The sequence below is a fragment of the Salinarimonas chemoclinalis genome, from assembly GCF_041514305.1.
Taxonomy (GTDB): domain Bacteria; phylum Pseudomonadota; class Alphaproteobacteria; order Rhizobiales; family Beijerinckiaceae; genus Salinarimonas; species Salinarimonas chemoclinalis.
This window is the reverse complement of the sequence record NZ_JBGMWH010000030.1, coordinates 1-17483: the sequence shown is the minus strand read 5'-3', so window position 1 is coordinate 17483 and position 17483 is coordinate 1. Positions and strand designations below refer to the sequence as shown.

17 protein-coding genes are annotated in these 17483 nt (G+C 71.8%); 6 read left to right on the top strand and 11 right to left on the bottom strand.

The window, feature by feature from the left end; all coding sequences use genetic code 11:
• Window positions 1-44: 44 nt before the first annotated feature.
• The 3 genes from AB9M23_RS22195 to AB9M23_RS22185 form a co-directional block, all read right to left on the bottom strand.
• Window positions 45-1253, bottom strand: a complete 1209-nt coding sequence (locus AB9M23_RS22195) for an amidohydrolase family protein (RefSeq protein ID WP_372426864.1) — start codon at window positions 1251-1253, stop codon at window positions 45-47.
• A complete protein-coding gene (locus tag AB9M23_RS22190) occupies window positions 1250-2218 on the bottom strand; it encodes a hypothetical protein (protein WP_372426863.1) in 969 nt (322 codons plus the stop codon). The genes AB9M23_RS22195 and AB9M23_RS22190 overlap by 4 nt, the downstream gene beginning before the upstream one ends.
• Before the next feature lie 93 nt (window positions 2219-2311).
• A complete protein-coding gene (locus tag AB9M23_RS22185; protein ID WP_372426862.1) occupies window positions 2312-3631 on the bottom strand; it encodes a TauD/TfdA family dioxygenase in 1320 nt (439 codons plus the stop codon).
• 80 nt (window positions 3632-3711) lie between these two features.
• On the opposite strand from AB9M23_RS22185, the gene AB9M23_RS22180 reads away from it, so the two are divergent.
• Together AB9M23_RS22180 and AB9M23_RS22175 are read left to right on the top strand one after the other, a co-directional pair.
• On the top strand, window positions 3712-5331 hold the full coding sequence (locus tag AB9M23_RS22180; protein ID WP_372426861.1) for a phosphoenolpyruvate carboxykinase: 1620 nt from the start codon (window positions 3712-3714) through the stop codon (window positions 5329-5331).
• Window positions 5332-5435: 104 nt separating this feature from the next.
• Entirely contained in the window at window positions 5436-5678 is a 243-nt protein-coding gene (locus AB9M23_RS22175; RefSeq protein ID WP_372426883.1) for an antitoxin MazE family protein, read from the top strand.
• A gap of 192 nt (window positions 5679-5870) precedes the next feature.
• Here the strand turns inward: AB9M23_RS22175 and AB9M23_RS22170 are convergent, their stop codons facing one another.
• The 3 genes from AB9M23_RS22170 to AB9M23_RS22160 all read right to left on the bottom strand — a co-directional run bounded on the left by AB9M23_RS22170 (window position 5871) and on the right by AB9M23_RS22160 (window position 9015).
• Window positions 5871-6917, bottom strand: a complete 1047-nt coding sequence (locus tag AB9M23_RS22170) for a M48 family metalloprotease (RefSeq protein ID WP_372426860.1) — start codon at window positions 6915-6917, stop codon at window positions 5871-5873.
• A gap of 28 nt (window positions 6918-6945) precedes the next feature.
• Window positions 6946-7503, bottom strand: a complete 558-nt coding sequence (locus tag AB9M23_RS22165) for a LemA family protein (protein ID WP_372426859.1) — start codon at window positions 7501-7503, stop codon at window positions 6946-6948.
• A gap of 105 nt (window positions 7504-7608) precedes the next feature.
• Window positions 7609-9015 carry an MATE family efflux transporter gene (locus tag AB9M23_RS22160; protein WP_443726260.1) on the bottom strand — a complete coding sequence of 469 codons (1407 nt, stop codon included), beginning with the start codon at window positions 9013-9015 and terminating at the stop codon, window positions 7609-7611.
• 225 nt (window positions 9016-9240) lie between these two features.
• On the opposite strand from AB9M23_RS22160, the gene AB9M23_RS22155 reads away from it, so the two are divergent.
• Complete coding sequence (locus AB9M23_RS22155; protein WP_372426857.1) at window positions 9241-10614, top strand: aminotransferase; 1374 nt, start codon at window positions 9241-9243, stop codon at window positions 10612-10614.
• Between the two features lie 15 nt (window positions 10615-10629).
• Here AB9M23_RS22155 and AB9M23_RS22150 read toward each other — a convergent pair whose 3' ends face one another.
• Window positions 10630-11487: a prephenate dehydratase gene (locus AB9M23_RS22150; protein WP_372426856.1), complete on the bottom strand. Its 858-nt coding sequence runs from the start codon at window positions 11485-11487 to the stop codon at window positions 10630-10632.
• 24 nt (window positions 11488-11511) lie between these two features.
• On the bottom strand, window positions 11512-12243 hold the full coding sequence (locus AB9M23_RS22145; protein ID WP_372426855.1) for a 3-deoxy-manno-octulosonate cytidylyltransferase: 732 nt from the start codon (window positions 12241-12243) through the stop codon (window positions 11512-11514).
• Between the two features lie 248 nt (window positions 12244-12491).
• On the opposite strand from AB9M23_RS22145, the gene AB9M23_RS22140 reads away from it, so the two are divergent.
• The 3 genes from AB9M23_RS22140 to AB9M23_RS22130 all read left to right on the top strand — a co-directional run bounded on the left by AB9M23_RS22140 (window position 12492) and on the right by AB9M23_RS22130 (window position 15533).
• Window positions 12492-13082: a c-type cytochrome gene (locus tag AB9M23_RS22140; RefSeq protein WP_372426853.1), complete on the top strand. Its 591-nt coding sequence runs from the start codon at window positions 12492-12494 to the stop codon at window positions 13080-13082.
• Window positions 13083-13255: 173 nt separating this feature from the next.
• Window positions 13256-14020, top strand: coding sequence for a DUF502 domain-containing protein (locus AB9M23_RS22135; RefSeq protein ID WP_372426852.1), 765 nt, complete (start codon window positions 13256-13258; stop codon window positions 14018-14020).
• Window positions 14021-14030: 10 nt separating this feature from the next.
• A complete protein-coding gene (locus AB9M23_RS22130; RefSeq protein WP_372426851.1) occupies window positions 14031-15533 on the top strand; it encodes an L-lactate permease in 1503 nt (500 codons plus the stop codon).
• Here AB9M23_RS22130 and AB9M23_RS22125 read toward each other — a convergent pair.
• From AB9M23_RS22125 to AB9M23_RS22115, 3 genes are all read right to left on the bottom strand, one after another.
• Window positions 15488-16420, bottom strand: coding sequence for a DMT family transporter (locus AB9M23_RS22125; RefSeq protein ID WP_372426850.1), 933 nt, complete (start codon window positions 16418-16420; stop codon window positions 15488-15490). The genes AB9M23_RS22130 and AB9M23_RS22125 overlap by 46 nt on opposite strands.
• 70 nt (window positions 16421-16490) lie before the next feature.
• Window positions 16491-16661, bottom strand: coding sequence for a hypothetical protein (locus tag AB9M23_RS22120; protein WP_372426849.1), 171 nt, complete (start codon window positions 16659-16661; stop codon window positions 16491-16493).
• Window positions 16662-16762: 101 nt separating this feature from the next.
• A partial coding sequence (locus AB9M23_RS22115) for an outer-membrane lipoprotein carrier protein LolA (RefSeq protein ID WP_372426848.1) occupies window positions 16763-17483 on the bottom strand: 721 nt, incomplete at its 5' end.

Sequence of the window (17483 nt, the reverse complement as noted above, 5' to 3'; positions counted from 1 at the left end):
CGTGCGTCGCCGGAGAGAGGTACGGGCAAGCGGGCAGAAGGGTTTCACCCGGGACGACGGCGAGCCTCGGGCAGCGTTGTCGCCGGGGGCGTGTTGCGCGAGGGGCGCAGCACGGGCACGCCGTCGATCAGGACCATGCCGATGCCGGGCAGGTCGCCCAGCGCGACGCTGTCGAGCAGCGTGCGCCCCGCAGTTCCCTGCGCCCGGTCCATGACGACGAGATCGGCCGGCCGGTCCGGCGCGACGATCCCCTGCGCGAGCCCGTGCACGCGGGCCGTGTTTCCGGTCGCGAAGCAGAAGACCTGCTCGGCGGGGAGCTCGCCGAAGCTCGACAGCATGGCGACGAGCCGCAGCATGCCGAGCGCCGGCACGCCCGCGCCGGACGGCGCGTCGGTGCCGAGCACGATCCGCTCGAGCTGCCCCATTTCCGCCGCGGTACGAAGCGCGTAGAGCGCGGCGAAGGCGTTGCCGTTGTGGACGATCTCGATCGCCCGCGAGCAGCCCTCGCACAGGCAGCGGATCTCCGAATGCGCGAAGGCGGTGTGACCGCCGTTGATGTGGCCGATCACGTCCGGGTCGATGGCGAGGATCTCCTCCGCCGTCATCAGCCGCGAGCCGGGAATCGAGGGGCCGCCGGTGTGGGTGAGGCAGCGCATCCCGTTCGCGCGGGCCCAGCCGACCATCGTGCGCGCGGTCTCGACGTCGGCGACCGAGCCGATCCCGACCTCGCCGACGAGCTCGACGCCCGCCTCGGCCAGCTCGCGGAAGTCCTCCTCGAGCAGCCCTTCCTCCAGCAGCGGCGCGCCGGCGATCATCTTGACGCCCGAGGGGCGCGCCGCCGCGAAGCTGCGCTGCGCGGCGATGGCGAGCGCCTTGACGCCGACGCGGTCGGTCGGCCGCCCCGCGACGTGGACCTCGCCCGCGGAGATCATCGTCGTCGTGCCGCCGTGCAGGCAATGCAGGATCCAGGAATGGTTGTCCGTGCGTGGGCTGTGCTCGCCGAGCGTCGGATGCGTGTGGCCGTCGACGAGGCCGGGACACACGGTCGTGCCGCGGGCGTCGACGACGATGTCCGCGTCCTCGACGTCGCAGTCGGCGCGCTTGCCCACCGCGGTGATCGTGCCGCCGACGGCGACGATCGTGTCGGCGTCGAGGATCGGCTGCTCGAGCCGCCCGGAGAGGAGGAGGCCGATGTTTTCGACGACGAGCTTGCGGCGCCGGGCCTGGGACGGATCGGGGAAGAGATCGATCATCGTGGGGCTCCTCGATTCGGCGTCGGGCTGCCGGCGGGTGCGTGCCGGGCCTCGCGCCGACGGATCGCGCCGAGCACCGCCTGGGCGGCGCGCGGGAGGGTGAAGATCGGCAGCTGGCAGGCGGCGAAGTACAGGGCCATGGTCGGGCTGATCTGCGCCCCGAGCGCGGCCCATACGAGCCCGACGTTCTTGTTTCCGAGCGTCAGCCCCGTGACGAGGCGGCTCGCGCCGTCCCCCGGGAAGAGTGCGGCGCCGACTGCCTGGAGACCGAGGTTCGTCGCGTAGGCGAGGGCGATGACGCCCAGAGCGAAGGCCGGTTCGGCCTCGATGCTCGCGCGTACCCCCGCCATCGTCGCGAGCGAGAAGACCAGCAGAGAGACCACGATCGCGGCGTCGATCACGACGCCGTTCCGGGCGAGCGACCCGGCCGCGAACCGCCGCAGCAGGGCGGCCGTCACGATCGCGCCGCCGACGAGGAGGACGAGCCCCTGCGCGAGGTCGAGCGCGCTGATCCGGGGGCCGCCGAACAGGTCGGCCACGAGGGGAACGGTGAGGGGCGCGACGAAGGTCGCGACCAGCAGCGCGGCGAGCGGGGGCGCGCCCTCCAGCCCGAGCATGCGCGCCACGGCGATCGTCGTCGTCGTCGGTGGGGCGGCCGCTCCCAGCACGATGGCGAGCGCGAGGTCGTCGGGCAGGCCCGCGAGCGAGACCGCGACCGCGGCGAGCGCGGGGGCCAGGAAGGCGATGGCGCAGGGCAGCGCGAGCGCGATCCGCGGTCGCCGGACCTGCGCCAGGACCGCGGACGGCTCGACTCGCAGGAGCGTCCCGAGCACGAAGGCGAACACCGTCGCCGGCAGAGCCGGCCGCGCGAGCTCCGCCAGCGATGGCACGGCCAGACCCAGGACGATGCCGAACGCGAGAATGGTCGGCCCGTTGCGGTGCAGCCGGGCGAGCAGGTTTCGCATGGACGCCTCGATCCGTCGTTTCGAGGTTGCGTTCTACCAGTGAAAGACGGCTTTGTGTAGTGTTCTGCGATGTCTCCGACGCTCCGGCCGCGGCTACTCGGCGGCCTCGGGTCGCACGGCCTCGAAGCGAGGTGCGTAGACCCGCTGCTGAGGCGCGTCCCAATCGGCGAAAGTGGAGAGGTCCTTCGTGACGAAAAGACGCTGCACCCACCGACGCGCGCGCCCTTCCTCGTCGAATGTGGCGCGGAAGGGCGTGCGCGCGTGCAGGGTCGTGCGGTTGTCGATGCCGATCAGCTCGCCGGGAGAGACGATCACGTCGTGGGAAACCTCCTCCAGGGCCGCTTCGAAGGCACGCGCGGCGCGCTCGGCCGCGGCATCGACCACGTGCGCGATCATGTCTCCGTAGAAGGCGGCGTGGACGACGAGACCCCGCTCGTCCTCCTCGACGAGGGGCACGAGGCGCGTCGAGAGCGTGTCGTAGCCCGTCCGGTAGCCACGCCAGCGATAGGGCAGCTTGATGGCGTAGAGCGGTTGCGCCAGCAGCTGACGATCGGCGGGATCGACGAGCGCGAGCGCCGCGCGTGCGTCGCTCAGGCGGGTTCTCGGCGGGGTCGGCTCCTGCGCGACGCCGAGGAGGAGGAGCGCAGCCGGCGCGCAGTCGCGGTCCGTGAGGAAGCGGAGGGCGGCATTCTCGGCGTGGAACCGCAGGTCGGACGAGGCGCCTAGACCGGTGATCTGCTCCGACGTCGTCCGGGTCGGGATCAGGTTGTTGACGAGGCCGCGTCCCTCGCAATGCATCGAGTATGGCTCGCCGAACAGGGAGGCGATCGCCGTGAGGAGGTTCTCCGACAGGTAGTCGGGCTTGTCGATGCGCGTGAGTGCCGACGCATCGAGCGGCGGCTTCGGGATATCGGCGGACAGGGGAAGGTTCGTGATCTTGATCGCGCCGGGCCGCCTGTCGGCCGGCGTCTCCTCGTCCAGGAAGGCGCGGACCGGCGCGAAGGCGTCCGTCAACGGCGCGAACGCCGCGCGTATCGTCTCGACGTAGGCCTCGAATCCGGCGGCGGGATAGACGATGTCCCGCAGGCTGGTCGCGAGGCGATCGCGGGTCGGATCGTCGAGACGAAGGTGGAGCGGCTGCGTGCATGAGGTGTGTGTCATTGAAGCATCCCCGAATTGCGTCCGGGGGTTGAGGTAGCGGAAGAATCGTGTCGACATTAAGACAACCAAAAATACCATCAATGACCTATGGCAATTCAAATAACGCAGAAGTGATGGGTTCCTCTCAGTCACGGTCTTGCTCTGCCGCGGCCGGATGCCCTCGCCGCATGCCGGCATCCACCCTTCGGCCCGGTTGCCGCTCCTCGTGCGAAGGCCTAAAGCGATGCGGCTGTGCGCGGCGGGCGAACGCAAGTGCGCATCCCGACGCGCCTCTCGGGCGTTTCCGTAGGGTTCGGCGCGCCCTCGTCGCCGACCCCCCGCATGCGAGGAGGATGGAGCAAGTGGAGAATCTCGGCGTCTTCAACAGCGCTCAGGGCGCGGACACGATCGGCCTGCGCGGGCTCGCGCGCGTGCACTGGAACCTCGAGGCGCCCGCGCTCACCGAGCTGTCCATCGCGCGCGGCGAGGCGCGGCTGGCGGCCGGCGGGGCGCTCCTCGCCGAGACGGGCGTGCACACGGGCCGCTCGCCCAAGGACAAGTTCCTGGTGCGCGACGCGACGACCGAGGACACCGTGTGGTGGGACGCCAACGGCGCGATCGGGCCCGCACAGTTCGACACGCTGCTCGAGGACTTCCGGGCGCATGCGCAGGGCAAGGAGCTGTTCGCGCAGGACCTCTTCGGCGGCGCCGACCCCAACCACCGGGTGCGCACCCGCGTCTACACCGAGCTCGCCTGGCACTCGCTGTTCATCAGGAACCTCCTGCGCCGCCCCGAGCTCGAGACGGTGCGCAGCTTCGTGCCGGAGCTCACCATCATCGACCTGCCGAGCTTCGAGGCCGACCCGGCCCGCCACGGCTGCCGCTCGCAGACCGTCATCGCCATGGACCTCACCCGCAAGATCGTGCTGATCGGCGGCACGTCCTACGCGGGCGAGATGAAGAAGTCGGTCTTCACCTACCTGAACTTCGTCCTGCCCGAGAAGGGCGTCATGCCGATGCACTGCTCGGCCAACATGTCGAGCCCGCAGGACGTCGCCTTGTTCTTCGGCCTTTCCGGCACCGGCAAGACGACGCTCTCCAACGATCCGACCCGCCCGCTCATCGGCGACGACGAGCACGGCTGGGGCCCACAGGGCGTGTTCAACTTCGAGGGCGGCTGCTACGCCAAGACGATCCGCCTCTCGGCGGACGCGGAGCCGGAGATCCACGCCACCACCCGGCGCTTCGGCACGGTGCTCGAGAACGTGGTGCTCGATCCGCACACCCGCGAGCCGGATTTCGACGACGCCTCGAAGACCGAGAACACGCGCTGCGCCTACCCGCTCGAGTTCATCCCCGGCGCGGTGGAGAGCGGGCGCGCGGGCCAGCCCAAGAACATCGTGATGCTCACCTGCGACGCCTTCGGCGTGCTGCCGCCCATCGCCAAGCTCACCTCGGCGGAGGCGATGTACCACTTCCTGTCGGGCTACACGGCGAAGGTGGCGGGCACCGAGAAGGGCGTGACCGAGCCGCAGGCGACGTTCTCGACCTGCTTCGGCGCGCCGTTCATGCCGCGCCCGCCGTCGGTCTACGGCAACATGCTGCGCGAGCTGATCGCGCGCCACCACGTCGACTGCTGGCTCGTCAACACCGGCTGGACCGGCGGCATGCACGGGGTCGGCCGGCGCATGCCGATCCGCGTCACGCGCCGCCTGCTCTCGGCGGCGCTCGACGGCTCGCTGGCCAAGGCCGACTTCCGGCAGGACCCCTACTTCGGCTTCGCCGTCCCGACCTCGGTGCCGGGCATCGAGCCGCACATCCTCTACCCGGTGAAGACCTGGCAGAACAAGGCGCAGTTCGCGCACACGGCGGCGAAGCTCGTGGCCATGTTCCGCGAGAACTTCACCCGCTTCGAGGCGGACGTCGACGACGACGTGCGTGCCGCCGCGCCGTCGAGCAGCATGGGGGGGTGAGGGGGGCGCGTGAGGTGCCGATGGTCGCGCTCGACCCCGGCGTGCGCCTTGACGGCTCGATCAGGTATCCCCACCATGTGACATGTAACAAGGCGGAGGCACCGGTGGCTGCGAGCGTGAGCGAGAGAGTACGCAAGCGGCGAGAGGCGCTGCGGGCGTCCGGATTGCGGCCTGTCCAGATCTGGGTCCCGGACACGCGGCAGCCGGGCTTCGCGGAAGAGTGTCGCCGGCAGTCGCGGGTCGTCGCTGCCGCCGACGCGCGTGATGAAGACCTCGACGAGTTTCTCGACGCCGCCCTCGCGGATCTGCTCAACGAGGTCGAGCCTCGAAGCGCGGTGACTCGGTGACCGTCGCCCTCTCGGGGACCTCGGCAAGCCTCGTCCGGCGTTGGTCGTGCAAGCGGATTATTTCGGCGACAAGCCGATGACCGTGAAGCGTAGCAAGGTCGGACCCGTCATGGGTCATGTCGACGACGAGACGATGGTTTCGGTGACGAGGTCCCTGGCCTTGTTTCTCGGCTTCGCCTAGATCACGCACCCTCACCAGGGCGAGCGCGGCGCCGGTTCCGGCGCGATCGTCTCCGGCGGCATCCGCCCGCCGGCGTTGCGCACCAGCGCCGCGACCCGGTCCTCGATCGAGGGGTGGGTAGCCAGCAGGGCCGTGAAGCCGCGCCGCGGGTTCTCGACGCACATCTCCATCACGCTCGCCGGCGCGCGCGCGAGATCGGCGTTGCCCTGGATCTTCAGGAGCGCGGAGATCATCGCGTCCGGGTTCTTGGTCAGCTCCACCGCGCCCGCGTCGGCGAGGTACTCCCGCGCCCGCGACAGCGCGAAGCGGATCGCGAGCGAGGCGACCCAGGCCACGAGGATGACGACGACGGCGATCGCGACGGCGATCACCGCGCCCTTCCCGCCGCCGCCGCTCCCGCTCCCGCTTCCGCCGCTCCCGCGCGAGCGGCTCGACCCGCCACGCCACATCCCGAAGCGCAGCCCTCGGAAGACGATCTCGCCGACGAGCCCGATCACGCCGGCGATCACCACGGCGACGACCATCAGCCTCACGTCCTCATTGCGGATGTGGGTGAGCTCGTGCGCCATCACCGCCTCGAGTTCCGCGTCGTCGAGCCGCTCGACGAGCCCGCGGGTGAGCGTGACCGCGTATTGCTTCCGCGTCAGGCCGGACGCGTAGGCGTTGAGCGCGTCGCTCTCGACGATCTCGAGCCGCGGCGTGGTCATGCCGCGCGAAATGCACAGGGTCTCCAGCAGCCGGTAGAGCCGAGGATCGTCCTCGCGCGCGAGTGCGCGCGCGCCCGTCGTGGCCGCGACGATGCGGGTGTTGAGCGCGACCGAGATCCCGACCCACGCCAACGTGCCGAGCACGAGCCACGGCGTCCAGAGCACGTACGTGTCGAGGGCTTCCGCCGCCAACGCCTCGGGCGGCGCGCCGGAGGCGTCCCCCACCGCGACGAGGGCGAGCGCCACCGCCCAGCCGACGAGGAGCACGAGCGCGAACAGGCCCGCGACCAGCAGCACCGAGCGGATGCGGTTCGCCCGGATGTGGGTGTAGAGCCCGAAGACGGGCGTCATCGCCGCCTCCCTCGCGCGCGCCGCGCCGTCAGAACTTCACCTGCGGCGCGACGCTCATCTCGGCGCGCCGATCCTCGCCGACGTCGAAGAACTCCCGCTCCGAGAAGCCGAGCCGGCGCGCGAACAGCACCGCCGGAAAGGACTGGATCGCCGCGTTGAACTCGCTCACCGCGTTGTTGAAGAAGCGGCGCGCGGCGGCGAGCTTGTCCTCGACGTTGGCGAGCTCGCTCTGCAGCGACAGGAAGTTCGTGTTGGCCTTCAGGTCCGGATAGGCCTCGGCCAGCGCGAACAGCCGCCCCAGCGCCCCGGTGAGCAGGCCCTCGGCGGCGGCCTGGTCGGCCGGCCCGCTCGCCTGCGTGGCGCGGTTGCGGGCGGTGATCACCGCGTCGAGCGTCTCGCGCTCGTGTGCGGCGTAGCCCTTCACCGTCTCGACGAGGTTGGGGATCAGGTCGTGGCGCTGGTGGAGCTGCACGTCGATGTCCGCGTAGGCTTGGTCGACCCGCTGCCGCATGGCCACGAGCCCGTTGTAGGTGACGATCCCGTAGACGACGATCACGGCGACGACGCCGAGGATGATCCATTCCATGACTTCCGCGCTCCCCCGCTGGCGACGGCGCGAGCCTAGCCGGAAACGCGCGGAAGGGAAGGGGAATGCGGGCGCGATCGCGGCGGGCCGCGGCGCCCGTGCGTCTCAGCCGCGTGCGCGCGCTTCCCCGTGCACGAGCGCTCGCGCGGCGGTCGCCGCCGCCGCTCCGTCCCGCCGCTCCAGAGTCCGCACCGTCCAGAACGCCGTCGCCAGCGCGGCGATGCCGAAGCCCACCGCGCCGATGCCGACGCCGGCGAGCACGCCCTCGGGACCCGCGAGCGCCGCGCCGGCGAGCGCGAAGGGCAGGGTGCCGAGCGTGGCGCGGCCCCAGTTGAAGGCGGTGGAGAACAGCGGGTGGCCGAGGTTGTTGAACGCGGCGTTGGCCACGAAGAGCAGGCCGTTGAAGAACCAGACCGGGCCGGAGATCAGGCAGAAGAACACGACGAGTTCCGCCGCGGCGCCGGAGATGCCGAACAGCGCCACGATCTCGTGGCGAAGCAGCACGAGCAGCGCCCAGGTGGCGAGCACGTAGACGGCGGCCACCAGCATCGAATCGCGCAGGATCGCGCGCATGCGGTCGTAGCGCAGCGCCCCCCAGTTCTGGCCGAGGATCGGGCCGATGGCGCCGGAGAGCGCGAACAGGCCGCCGAAGGCGAAGGGGACGAGCCGCTCGACGATGGCGTTGCCGGCGATGGCCTCGTCGCCGAAGCGCGCGATCACCGAGGCCGCGAAGCCGGCGGCGACGGGGCTCGCGATCGCGGTCAGCACGGCGGGCCCGGCGATGTGCGCCATCGGCCCGGCGTGGCGGCGCAGGTCCGGCCAGGCCGGGCGGGCGAGGAGCCCGTGCACCCGCGCGACGCCGTGGAGCCCGACGAGCGCGAAGATGAAGCGCGAGACGATCATGCCGATCGCCGCCCCCTGCCAGCCGAGCCCGAGGCCGAAGATCAGGATCGGGTCGAGCGCCGCGATGACGATCGCCCCCGAGAGCGTCACGTACATCGCCCGGCGGGCGTCTCCGACCGCCCGCAGCACGCCCGACGCGCCCATGCCCAACGCCATGACGATGTTGGCCGGCAGCACCATCCGCACGAAGCGGGTCGCGACGTCGTGCGCGTCCCCGGTCGCGCCGAGCCAGGTCATGATCGTCGGGGCGAGCGGCCAGATCGCGGCGGTGGCGACGGTCGCGGCGGCGACCGACCAGGTCAGCGTCGAGGCGGCGAGCCGGCGCGCGCCCTCCCGGTCGCGGGCGCCGAGCGCGCGCGAGACGAGCGCGGCGGTCGCGATCATCAGGCCGACGTTGATCGAGGTGACGAAGAACAGGAGGATCGTCGCGAGGCCGACGCCCGCGGTGACCGCCTTCACGCCGAGCCAGGAGATGTAGAGGAGCGAGAGGAGGTCGACGAGGAAGATCGCGACGAGCCCGATCGCCCCCGTGACGGTCATCACCACGACGTGGCGCAGGGTCGAGCCCCCGACGAACCGACCCTCCTGCGCGCCCGATCCTTCCAACACGTCTCTCCTCGCCACCGCCCCGGGCGCGTGCACCGTAGCGCGTCCCGCGGCGAGAGAACATCCGGGGGCCTCCGCGGGATGCGGCCCCGGCTGCAAGAGCGCCCTTGCAGGGACGGTCCCGGCCGGGGATGCCCCTCGTCGGATACGTCCTGAGGATTCCTGCGGGCTTTCCCCCGGCGCCGCGGGCGCCTAGGCTCGCATCCTGCATTCGGACGGAGTCAGCCCGTGCTCACCAACCTCGCCGCCCGCGACGTCGAAACCCTGATCCACCCCTACACCCACCTCGACAAGTTCCGCGAGACGGGTCCGCTCGTGATCGAGCGCGGCGAGGGCGTCCACGTCTTCGACACCGGGGGCAAGCCCTATCTCGAGGGCATGGCCGGGCTGTGGTGCACCTCGCTCGGCTACTCGAACCGCGAGCTCGTCGAGGCCGCCCGCGAGCAGATGGAGAAGCTGCCCTTCCAGCACATCTTCTCGGGCCGCAGCCACGACCCCGCGATCGCGCTCGCCGAGGCGCTGAAGGAGATCGCGCCGGTGCCGATCTCGAAGGTGACGTTCTGCTCGTCGGGGTCGGAGGCGAACGACACGCAGGTGAAGCTCGCCTGGTACATGAACAACGCGCTGGGCCGGCCGCGGAAGAAGAAGATCATCGCGCGGGTGAAGGGCTACCACGGCGTCACCGTCGCCTCGGCCTCGCTCACGGGGCTTCCGGCGAACCACGCGCTGTTCGACCTGCCGATCCAGAACATCCTCCACACCTCCTGCCCGCACCACTACCGTTTCGCGGAAGCCGGCGAGACCGAGGAGGCGTTCTCCGCACGCCTCGCCGCCGAACTCGAGGAGACGATCCTGCGCGAGGACCCCGACACGGTCGCCGCCTTCATCGCCGAGCCGGTGATGGGCGCCGGCGGCGCGCTGGTGCCGCCGAAGGGCTATTTCGAGGCGATCTGGGCGGTGCTGGCCAAATACGACGTGCGGCTCGTCGCCGACGAGGTGATCTGCGGCTTCGGGCGGCTGGGCACCATGTTCGGGTCGGAGCGGCTCGGCATGACGCCGAACACGATCTCGGTGGCCAAGGCGATCACCTCCGCCTACATGCCGCTCGGCGCGGTGATGATCGACGAGCCGATGTACCAGGCCATGCTCGCGGGCTCGCGCGAGGTCGGCACCTTCGGCCACGGCTTCACCTATTCCGGCCACCCGACCACCTGCGCCGTCGCGCTCAAGACGCTCGAGATCTACGCGCGCGACAAGATCGTGGAGGGCGTCGCCGCCAAGGAGCCGCACTTCCTGCGCCGGCTGGCGATGCTCGAGGATCATCCGCTGGTGGGGGAGGCGCGCGGGCTGGGGCTCATCGCCGGCATCGAGCTCGTCGCCGACAAGGCGACGAAGCGGCAATACGACCCCAAGGCGCTGGTCGCGGCGAAGGCGGTCGGCTTCTGCCAGGAGGAGGGGCTCATCCTGCGCAACCTGATGGGCGACCGCCTGGCGATCTGCCCGCCGCTGATCATCTCGGAGGCGGAGATCGACGAGCTGTTCGACAAGCTCGGCCGCGCGCTGGACCGCACGCTGGAGTGGACGCGCACGCTCCCGGCCTGAGCGCCCGCCCGCTCCCTATTCCGCCGGCTCGCGATCGCGCAGGTTCGCGCGGAACGGGTGGGCGGGGTAGGTGCCCAGCACCGAGAGCTGGCGCGAGAAGAAGGCCAGCTCCTCGAGGGCGCGCTTCAGGCCCGGCTCGTCCGGGTGGCCGTCGACCTCGGCGTAGAACTGCGTCGCGGTGAACTGGCCCTCGATCATGTAGCTCTCGAGCTTGGTCATGTTGACGCCGTTCGTGGCGAAACCGCCCAGCGCCTTGTAGAGGGCCGAGGGGATGTTGCGCACGCGGAAGACGAAGCTCGTGACGCAGTCCCCGCCGGGCGCGATGCGCGCGGGCTCCGGCGAGAGGATGATGAAGCGCGTCGTGTTGTGCGCCTCGTCCTCCACGTCCTCGGCGAGGATGTCGAGCCCGTAGACCTCGGCGGCGAGCCGCGAGGCGATCGCGGCGCGGGCCGGGTCGTTCGCCTCGGCGATCTGGCGCGCCGAGCCCGCGGTGTCCGCGCCCACGATCGCCGTCAGGCCGAGCTTGCGCAGGGTGCGCCGGCACTGCCCGAGCGCCTGGACGTGGCTCTGCACGGACTTGATGGTGGCGAGCGTCGCGCCCTTGGGCGCCATCAGCTGGTGATGGATCGGCAGGAAGAACTCGCCGACGATGTGCAGCCCCGATTCGGGCAGGAGATGGTGGATGTCCGCCACGCGCCCGGCGACCGAGTTCTCGATCGGGATCATGCCGAGCTGCGCCTCGCCCTCCGTCACCGCCGCGAAGGCGTCCTCGAAGGTGGGGCAGGGCTTCGCCGTCCAGCCGGGATAGACCTCGCGGCAGGCGATGTGCGAGTTGGCGCCGGGCTCGCCCTGGTAGGAGATGGTCTTCGTCATGGGGAAACGTCTCTTCCGTGTGGCTCAGCCGCCCAGCGCGGCGCGGGCGCGCGCCAGGGTCTCCAGCGTGTCCACGCCGAAGGGAACGTCGTCGATGATGGTCACGTCGATGCGCATGCCGTCCTCGAGCGCGCGCATCTGCTCGAGCCGCTCGCGGATCTCGAGCGGGGAGGGCGGCAGCGACACGAAGCGCTCGAGCGCGCGCCGGCGATAGGCGTAGAGCCCGACGTGATGCCAGAGCGGCCCCTCGCCCCAGGGCGCGGTGGCGCGGGTGAAGGCGAGCGCGCGCATCCGCCCGGGGGCGATGGGGCTCGCGATGATCTTGACGACGTTCGGGTCCTCCCGCTCGTCGTCGCGCGTGATCGGGCCCGCGAGCGTGCCGATGGCGACCGCGGGGTCGGCGAGCGGCAGGATCGCGGCGGCGATGGCGCGGGGGTCGATCGTCGGGAAGTCGCCCTGCACGTTCACGACGACGTCGTGGCGCCCCTCCGGATCGAGCGTCTGCGCGGCCTCGCGGATGCGGTCGGAGCCGGACTGGTGGTCGGCGCGCGTCGTCACCGCGACGCCGCCGGCGCCCTCGACCGCGGCGGCGATCTCGGGCGAATCGGTCGCGACGGCCACGGGGCCGATGCCGGCCTCGACGGCGCGGCGCCAGACGTGGACGATCATGGGCACGCCGGCGATGTCGGCGAGCGGCTTGCCCGGCAGGCGCGTGGCGGCCATGCGGGCGGGAATGAGGACGAGGGGGTCCGACATGCGATCTTCGGCCGGGATCTGCTGCGCTGCCCGACTGCGGGCGCAGACGCTTTAGCAACCCGCGCCCGGCTTGTCACCGCGGGCCGGTCCGGATGCGGACGCGTCTGCGACGACGCGACCCGCCGTTTTTCGTTGTCGTCGCCTTGGAATGAGGCTAAGCAACCGCCGCCCCGAGCGCGCGTCCCCCCGTGCTCCCCGCGTCCGTGACACCGTACAGCGTCCGCCGGTCCGGCGGCTTGGAGTTTCGCATGAACTCGTTCGAGCTCAACAAGATCTTCGGCGCCGTGCTGGGCGTGCTCTTGTTCGTGGTCGGCATGAGCGTCCTGTCGGACATGCTCTTCTCGCCGGAGCCCGCCGGCGTCGCCGGCTACGCGCTGCCGATGCCCGAGGGCGTGGAGACCGAGGTGGCCGAGGCCGCCCCCGCCGAGGTGCCGCTGCCGATCCTGCTCGCGAGCGCGGACGTGGGCCGTGGCGAGACCGCCGTGCGCAAGTGCGCGTCGTGCCACAGCTTCAACGAGGGCGGCGCCAACGGCGTCGGTCCCAACCTGTACGACATCGTCGGCGGAGCGAAGGCGCACCTCGACGATTTCGGCTACTCGAGCGCACTCGCCGAGCGCGGCGCCGCCGGCGAGCTCTGGGGCTACGACGAACTCTACGGCTTCCTGGCCAACCCGCGCGGCTACCTCCCGGGCACCTCGATGGCCTTCGCCGGCATCCGTTCGGGCCAGGAGCGCGCCGACATCATCGCGTACCTCGCCTCGATCACCGAGAACCCGCCCCCGCTGCCGGAGGCCGAAGCCGACGCCGGCGCGGAGTCGGACGCAGCCGCCGCGCAGTGAGCGCCGGTCGCATCGCTGGACATCCGAAGGCCGGGCTCGTCCCGGCCTTCTCGCGTTTCGGCACGCTCGAGCCGGCTCACGCTTCGTGCGGGGTCGCGCCGGGGCGCGCGGGCGTGTAGCCTGACGCGGCGCCCGTCCGGGAGCCGTGCCCGCCTCCGTCACCACGTCGATCGATGAGTTCGCAATCCCACCTCCGCCTCAGGCGCAACATCATCTCCGGGCTCTTCGTGGTCATCCCCCTGTGGGTGACCTTCATCGCCGTCACCTTCATCATCGACATCCTGGTGGCGACCGGCCGGCCCTTCGTCCTCACCTTCGCGCGCAACGTGCGCTCGGACTACGCCGTGCTGGCCGACCTGCTGGCGCAGGGCTGGTTCCAGTCCTCCCTCGCGCTCGTCGTCGTGCTGGCCGGCCTCTACGTCATCGGCGCGGCGGCGAACGCGGTGATCGGTCGGCGCATCCTGCGCATGGTGGACCGGATCATCGACTACGTGCCGCTCGTCAAGACGATCTACTCGGCCACCCGCACGCTCCTCAACTCGCTCCAGGCGGGCAACGCGTCCGGCCAGCGGGTCGTGCTGATCGAGTTCCCCTCCCGGGACATGCGCGCGCTCGGCTTCGTCACCGCGACGTTCACCGCGGACGACACCGGCGAGGAGATCGCCGCCGTCTACGTGCCGACGACGCCCAACCCCACCTCGGGCTACGTCGAACTCGTGCCGACGAAGCGGCTCGTCTTCCTCGACTGGTCGGCCAACGACGCCATGTCCTTCATCGTCTCGGGCGGGGCGATGACGCCCGGGCGCATCCTGATGACGCCCGGGCGGCGCGACGAGCCGCCGATCGTCCAGCCGTCCGCGCCCGTCGCGCCCGCGGCGAGCGCACCCGCGGCCGAGCCGGCGCCGGCGCCGCTCGACAGCGCCGACGCGGCGCGCTGAGGGAGGGTTCATGCAGGCGCTCGCGGCCGGCCTGCCGCTCGCGGCCATCCTCGCGCTGATGCTGGGCCTGCGCTGGTCCGCGGTGCGGGCGGGGGCGGTGGGGCTCGTGCTCGCGCTGGGTGTCGCGCTCCTCGTCTTCGGCTTCGGGGAGCGCGTCCTGCCGGCGCTCGGGCCGACGCGCGCCGTCGGCTTCTCGGTGCTGGAAGCCGCCTTCACGGCGGCGACGATCCTGTGGATCATCTTCCCCGCCCTGTGCCTCTACGAGGCGCAGGAGCGCGCGGGTGCCTTCGTCGCGATCCGCGGCGCGCTCGCGCGGGTGTCGGACGACCCGCGCACGCTGGCGCTCCTGGTCGCCTTCTTCTTCGCGCTGTTCATGGAGGGCGCGGCCGGCTTCGGCACGCCGGTGGCGCTCGCCGCGCCGCTCCTCGTCTCGCTGGGCTTCTCGCCCCTCAAGGCGGTGGCGCTCGCGTTGATCGGGCACGCGGCGGGGGTGAGCTTCGGCGCCGTGGGTACCCCGGTCATCGCCCAGGCGGAGATCACCGGCGTCGACGCCGGCGCGATCGCGGCGCCGACCGCGACGATGCACGCGATCGCCGGCATCGTCCTCGTCGTCTTCGTGCTGCGGCTCGCGGCCGATGGCCCCCTGCGCCGGGTCGACTGGGCGCTCGCGCTCCTCGCCGGCGCCTGCTTCTTCGGCCCCTCGCTCGCGCTGGCGCTCGTCGTCGGGCCGGAAGTGCCGACGCTCGGCGGCGCGCTCGTCGGTCTCGCGCTGTTCGTGCCGCTCGCGCGCCGGTTCGCGCCGCGCTCGGCCGCCTCCGCCGAGGCGCTCGACGCGCGTGCCGTCGCCCGCGCGGCGCTGCCCTACGCCGTGCTGCTCGCGCTCATCCTCGCGACGCGCCTCCTCCCGCCGCTCCAGGAGGCGCTGCGCTCCGTCGCCGTCGCCTGGACGCTGGACGGCGGCTTCTCGGGGCGCTTCGAGCCGCTCTACCATCCCGGCACGCTGCTGATGGTGGGCTTCCTCGCCGGCGTCCTCGCCCAGGGCGGCGGCCCGCGCGATCTCCTCGTGGCGATGGCGGCGGCCGCGCGCCGGCTGGTCCCGGTCGTCCTCGCGCTCCTCGCGATGCTGGCGATCTCGCGGATCATGGTCCATGCCGGCATGATCGGCGCGCTCGCCGACGCGGCGGCGGGGATCGGGCCGCTGTGGCCCCTGGCGGCGCCGGCGGTGGGCGTGCTCGGCACCTTCGTCACCGGCTCGGCGACGGCCTCGAACATCCTGCTCAGCGAGTTCCAGGCGGCGACCGCCCGGGCGCTGTCGCTCGACGTGGTGCCGCTGCTGGCCGCCCAGAGCTTCGGCGCGGCGGTAGGGAACATCGTCTGCCCGCACAACATCATCGCCGGCGGCGCCACCGTCGGGCTCGCCGGGCGCGAGGGCCCGGCGATGCGGCTCACGGCGGGGGCCTGCCTCGCCTACGCGCTCGCCGGCGGCCTGCTCGCGCTCGCCTTCGCGCGCTGAGCCGCCGCGCGGCGGTTCTCCATGAGGGTGTTGCCGGCGATCGCAGCGACGACGAGGGCGACGCCGAGGATCTGCACGCCCGAGAGGCGCTCGCCCACGAGCAGCGCCGCCCCGAAGGCGGCGACCACGGGCTCGATGCAGAAGGACAGGCCGGTCGCCACCGCGCCGGCGCGGCCGAGCGCGACGAATTGCAGCGTGAAGGCGGCGACGAAGGTGACGACCGCGAGCCCGACGACGACCGGCGCGAGCATCAGCTCCCCGGGCGGGTTCATCACGCCGAAGGAGAGCGCGATGACGAGGCTCGCGGGCAGCGTCAGGGCATTCATCCAGAACACCTTCGTCGTGAGCGAGATGTCGCGCGCCTTCACGCCGGCGAAGAACTGCGTCGCCGCCCCCACGCTCGCGACGCCGGCGAGCGCGACGCCGCGCCAGTCGATCCCGGCGAAGGCCGGCCCCACGACGCAGGCGACGCCGCCGAAGGCGACGAGAGCGACCAAGAGCAGCGGTGCGCCGACCCGGCGTCCCTCCACGAGCGGGCTCGCGAGCACGATCAGGACCGGGAACGTGTAGAAGATCACCGCGGCGACGGTGACGGGCACGAAGGCGATCGCGGAGATGTAGCAGACGGCGATGGCGATGCTGGAGACGACGAGCGTCGTCATCAGCGGCCAGCGGCCGCGCCCCACCGCGACGGAGCGGCGCGTGAGGACGGCGAAGGCCACGACGCCGACGACCACCACCAGGGTCCGCCAGAACACGAGGGACACGCCGCTGATCCCGGCGTCCCCGGCGAGCCGCGCGATGACGATGTTCGAGCCGTAGAAGCTCGCTGCCGCGAGTGCGATCAGCGCGCCGAAGGGCGAGGACGGCGGCGGGGCAGGGGGCATAGGGCGGGCTCGCGGGCGGCTGTGCGGCTGCGAGCTTTAGCAACGCCCGCGTCGCGACGCCAGCGGGCCTTCACCGGCCCTGGCACTGACGACGGCACTGGACGACGAAGGTGATCGCCACCGCGGCGGAGAGGCCGGCCGCCACGAGAAGGCCGACCCATCCGTAGAACGATCCGGCCCAGAACGTCAGCGCGGCGATGCCGATCCACCAGGGAAGCCGCCGGAGGAGGCACTGTCTCATACAACGATTCATAGCACGCTCCTCGACACGACCGCCGGTTCGACGATGCGCAGTCGGACCGCGGGCTGTCAATGCGTCGCGCCGAAGTCGCGGAGTGAGGCTCAATACGTATCGTCGCGGTGGAACCGCTCGTAGCTGATCTGGAACAGTCCCTGATCCAGGCGCGCGTGACGCTGGATTCCCGTCAGCGACACCCGCGTCTCGAAGCCCTGCGCGTCGACGATGCGCCACTCCTTCAGCCGCTCGAGCCCGGCATCGAAGGTGAGGCGGATGTCGGAGGTGCCGGCGAAGGTCGAGCGATCGCGCAGGAGCACGTCGATCTCGTCGCCGGCGCGCTCGACGCCGATCACCTCGATGTCCTGGCCGAGCCGGATGCGGTCGCCGAGCAGGAACTTCAGCGGCGTCTGCGAGATCGGGTACATGTCCTGCGTGCCGAGCTGCCGGTCGCGCACGACCACGGAGCGCCCATCGGCGACGACGTCGATGGTCGCCGGCGCGTCGTACTGGAAGCGCAGCTTCCCCGGCCGGTCGACGTAGAGCACGCCCGAGAAGGAGCGCCCGTCGCTGCCCACCTGCGTGAAGCGGCCCGAGAGGGCGTCGATGCCGTTGAAGTAGGCGTTCGCCGCGGCGACGACCTCGGCGTCGGTCGCGGGCGCCACCGCCGCGACCCGGATCGGCTCGGGCGCGGCCGGCGCCGCGGGCGGCGCGGTGATCGTGGCGGCGGGTGCCGAGATCGGCGCCGACACCGGTACGACGGGTGCGGACGCCGTCGGCGCGGTCGCGACGGCCGCGGTGCGGACCGCGGCGGCGGGTGCGGGGCCG

Bases quoted from the DNA above. Each gene is read 5' to 3' on its own strand.
- AB9M23_RS22145 (WP_372426855.1), bottom strand. From the start codon at position 12,243: ATGTCGGACCCCCTCGTCCTCATTCCCGCCCGCATGGCCGCCACGCGC.
- AB9M23_RS22195 (WP_372426864.1), bottom strand. From the start codon at position 1,253: ATGATCGATCTCTTCCCCGATCCGTCCCAGGCCCGGCGCCGCAAGCTC.
- AB9M23_RS22125 (WP_372426850.1), bottom strand. From the start codon at position 16,420: ATGCCCCCTGCCCCGCCGCCGTCCTCGCCCTTCGGCGCGCTGATCGCA.
- AB9M23_RS22150 (WP_372426856.1), bottom strand. From the start codon at position 11,487: ATGACGAAGACCATCTCCTACCAGGGCGAGCCCGGCGCCAACTCGCAC.
- AB9M23_RS22165 (WP_372426859.1), bottom strand. From the start codon at position 7,503: ATGGAATGGATCATCCTCGGCGTCGTCGCCGTGATCGTCGTCTACGGG.
- AB9M23_RS22170 (WP_372426860.1), bottom strand. From the start codon at position 6,917: ATGACGCCCGTCTTCGGGCTCTACACCCACATCCGGGCGAACCGCATC.
- AB9M23_RS22130 (WP_372426851.1), top strand. From the start codon at position 14,031: ATGCAGGCGCTCGCGGCCGGCCTGCCGCTCGCGGCCATCCTCGCGCTG.
- AB9M23_RS22120 (WP_372426849.1), bottom strand. From the start codon at position 16,661: ATGAGACAGTGCCTCCTCCGGCGGCTTCCCTGGTGGATCGGCATCGCC.
- AB9M23_RS22190 (WP_372426863.1), bottom strand. From the start codon at position 2,218: ATGCGAAACCTGCTCGCCCGGCTGCACCGCAACGGGCCGACCATTCTC.
- AB9M23_RS22140 (WP_372426853.1), top strand. From the start codon at position 12,492: ATGAACTCGTTCGAGCTCAACAAGATCTTCGGCGCCGTGCTGGGCGTG.
- AB9M23_RS22135 (WP_372426852.1), top strand. From the start codon at position 13,256: ATGAGTTCGCAATCCCACCTCCGCCTCAGGCGCAACATCATCTCCGGG.
- AB9M23_RS22180 (WP_372426861.1), top strand. From the start codon at position 3,712: ATGGAGCAAGTGGAGAATCTCGGCGTCTTCAACAGCGCTCAGGGCGCG.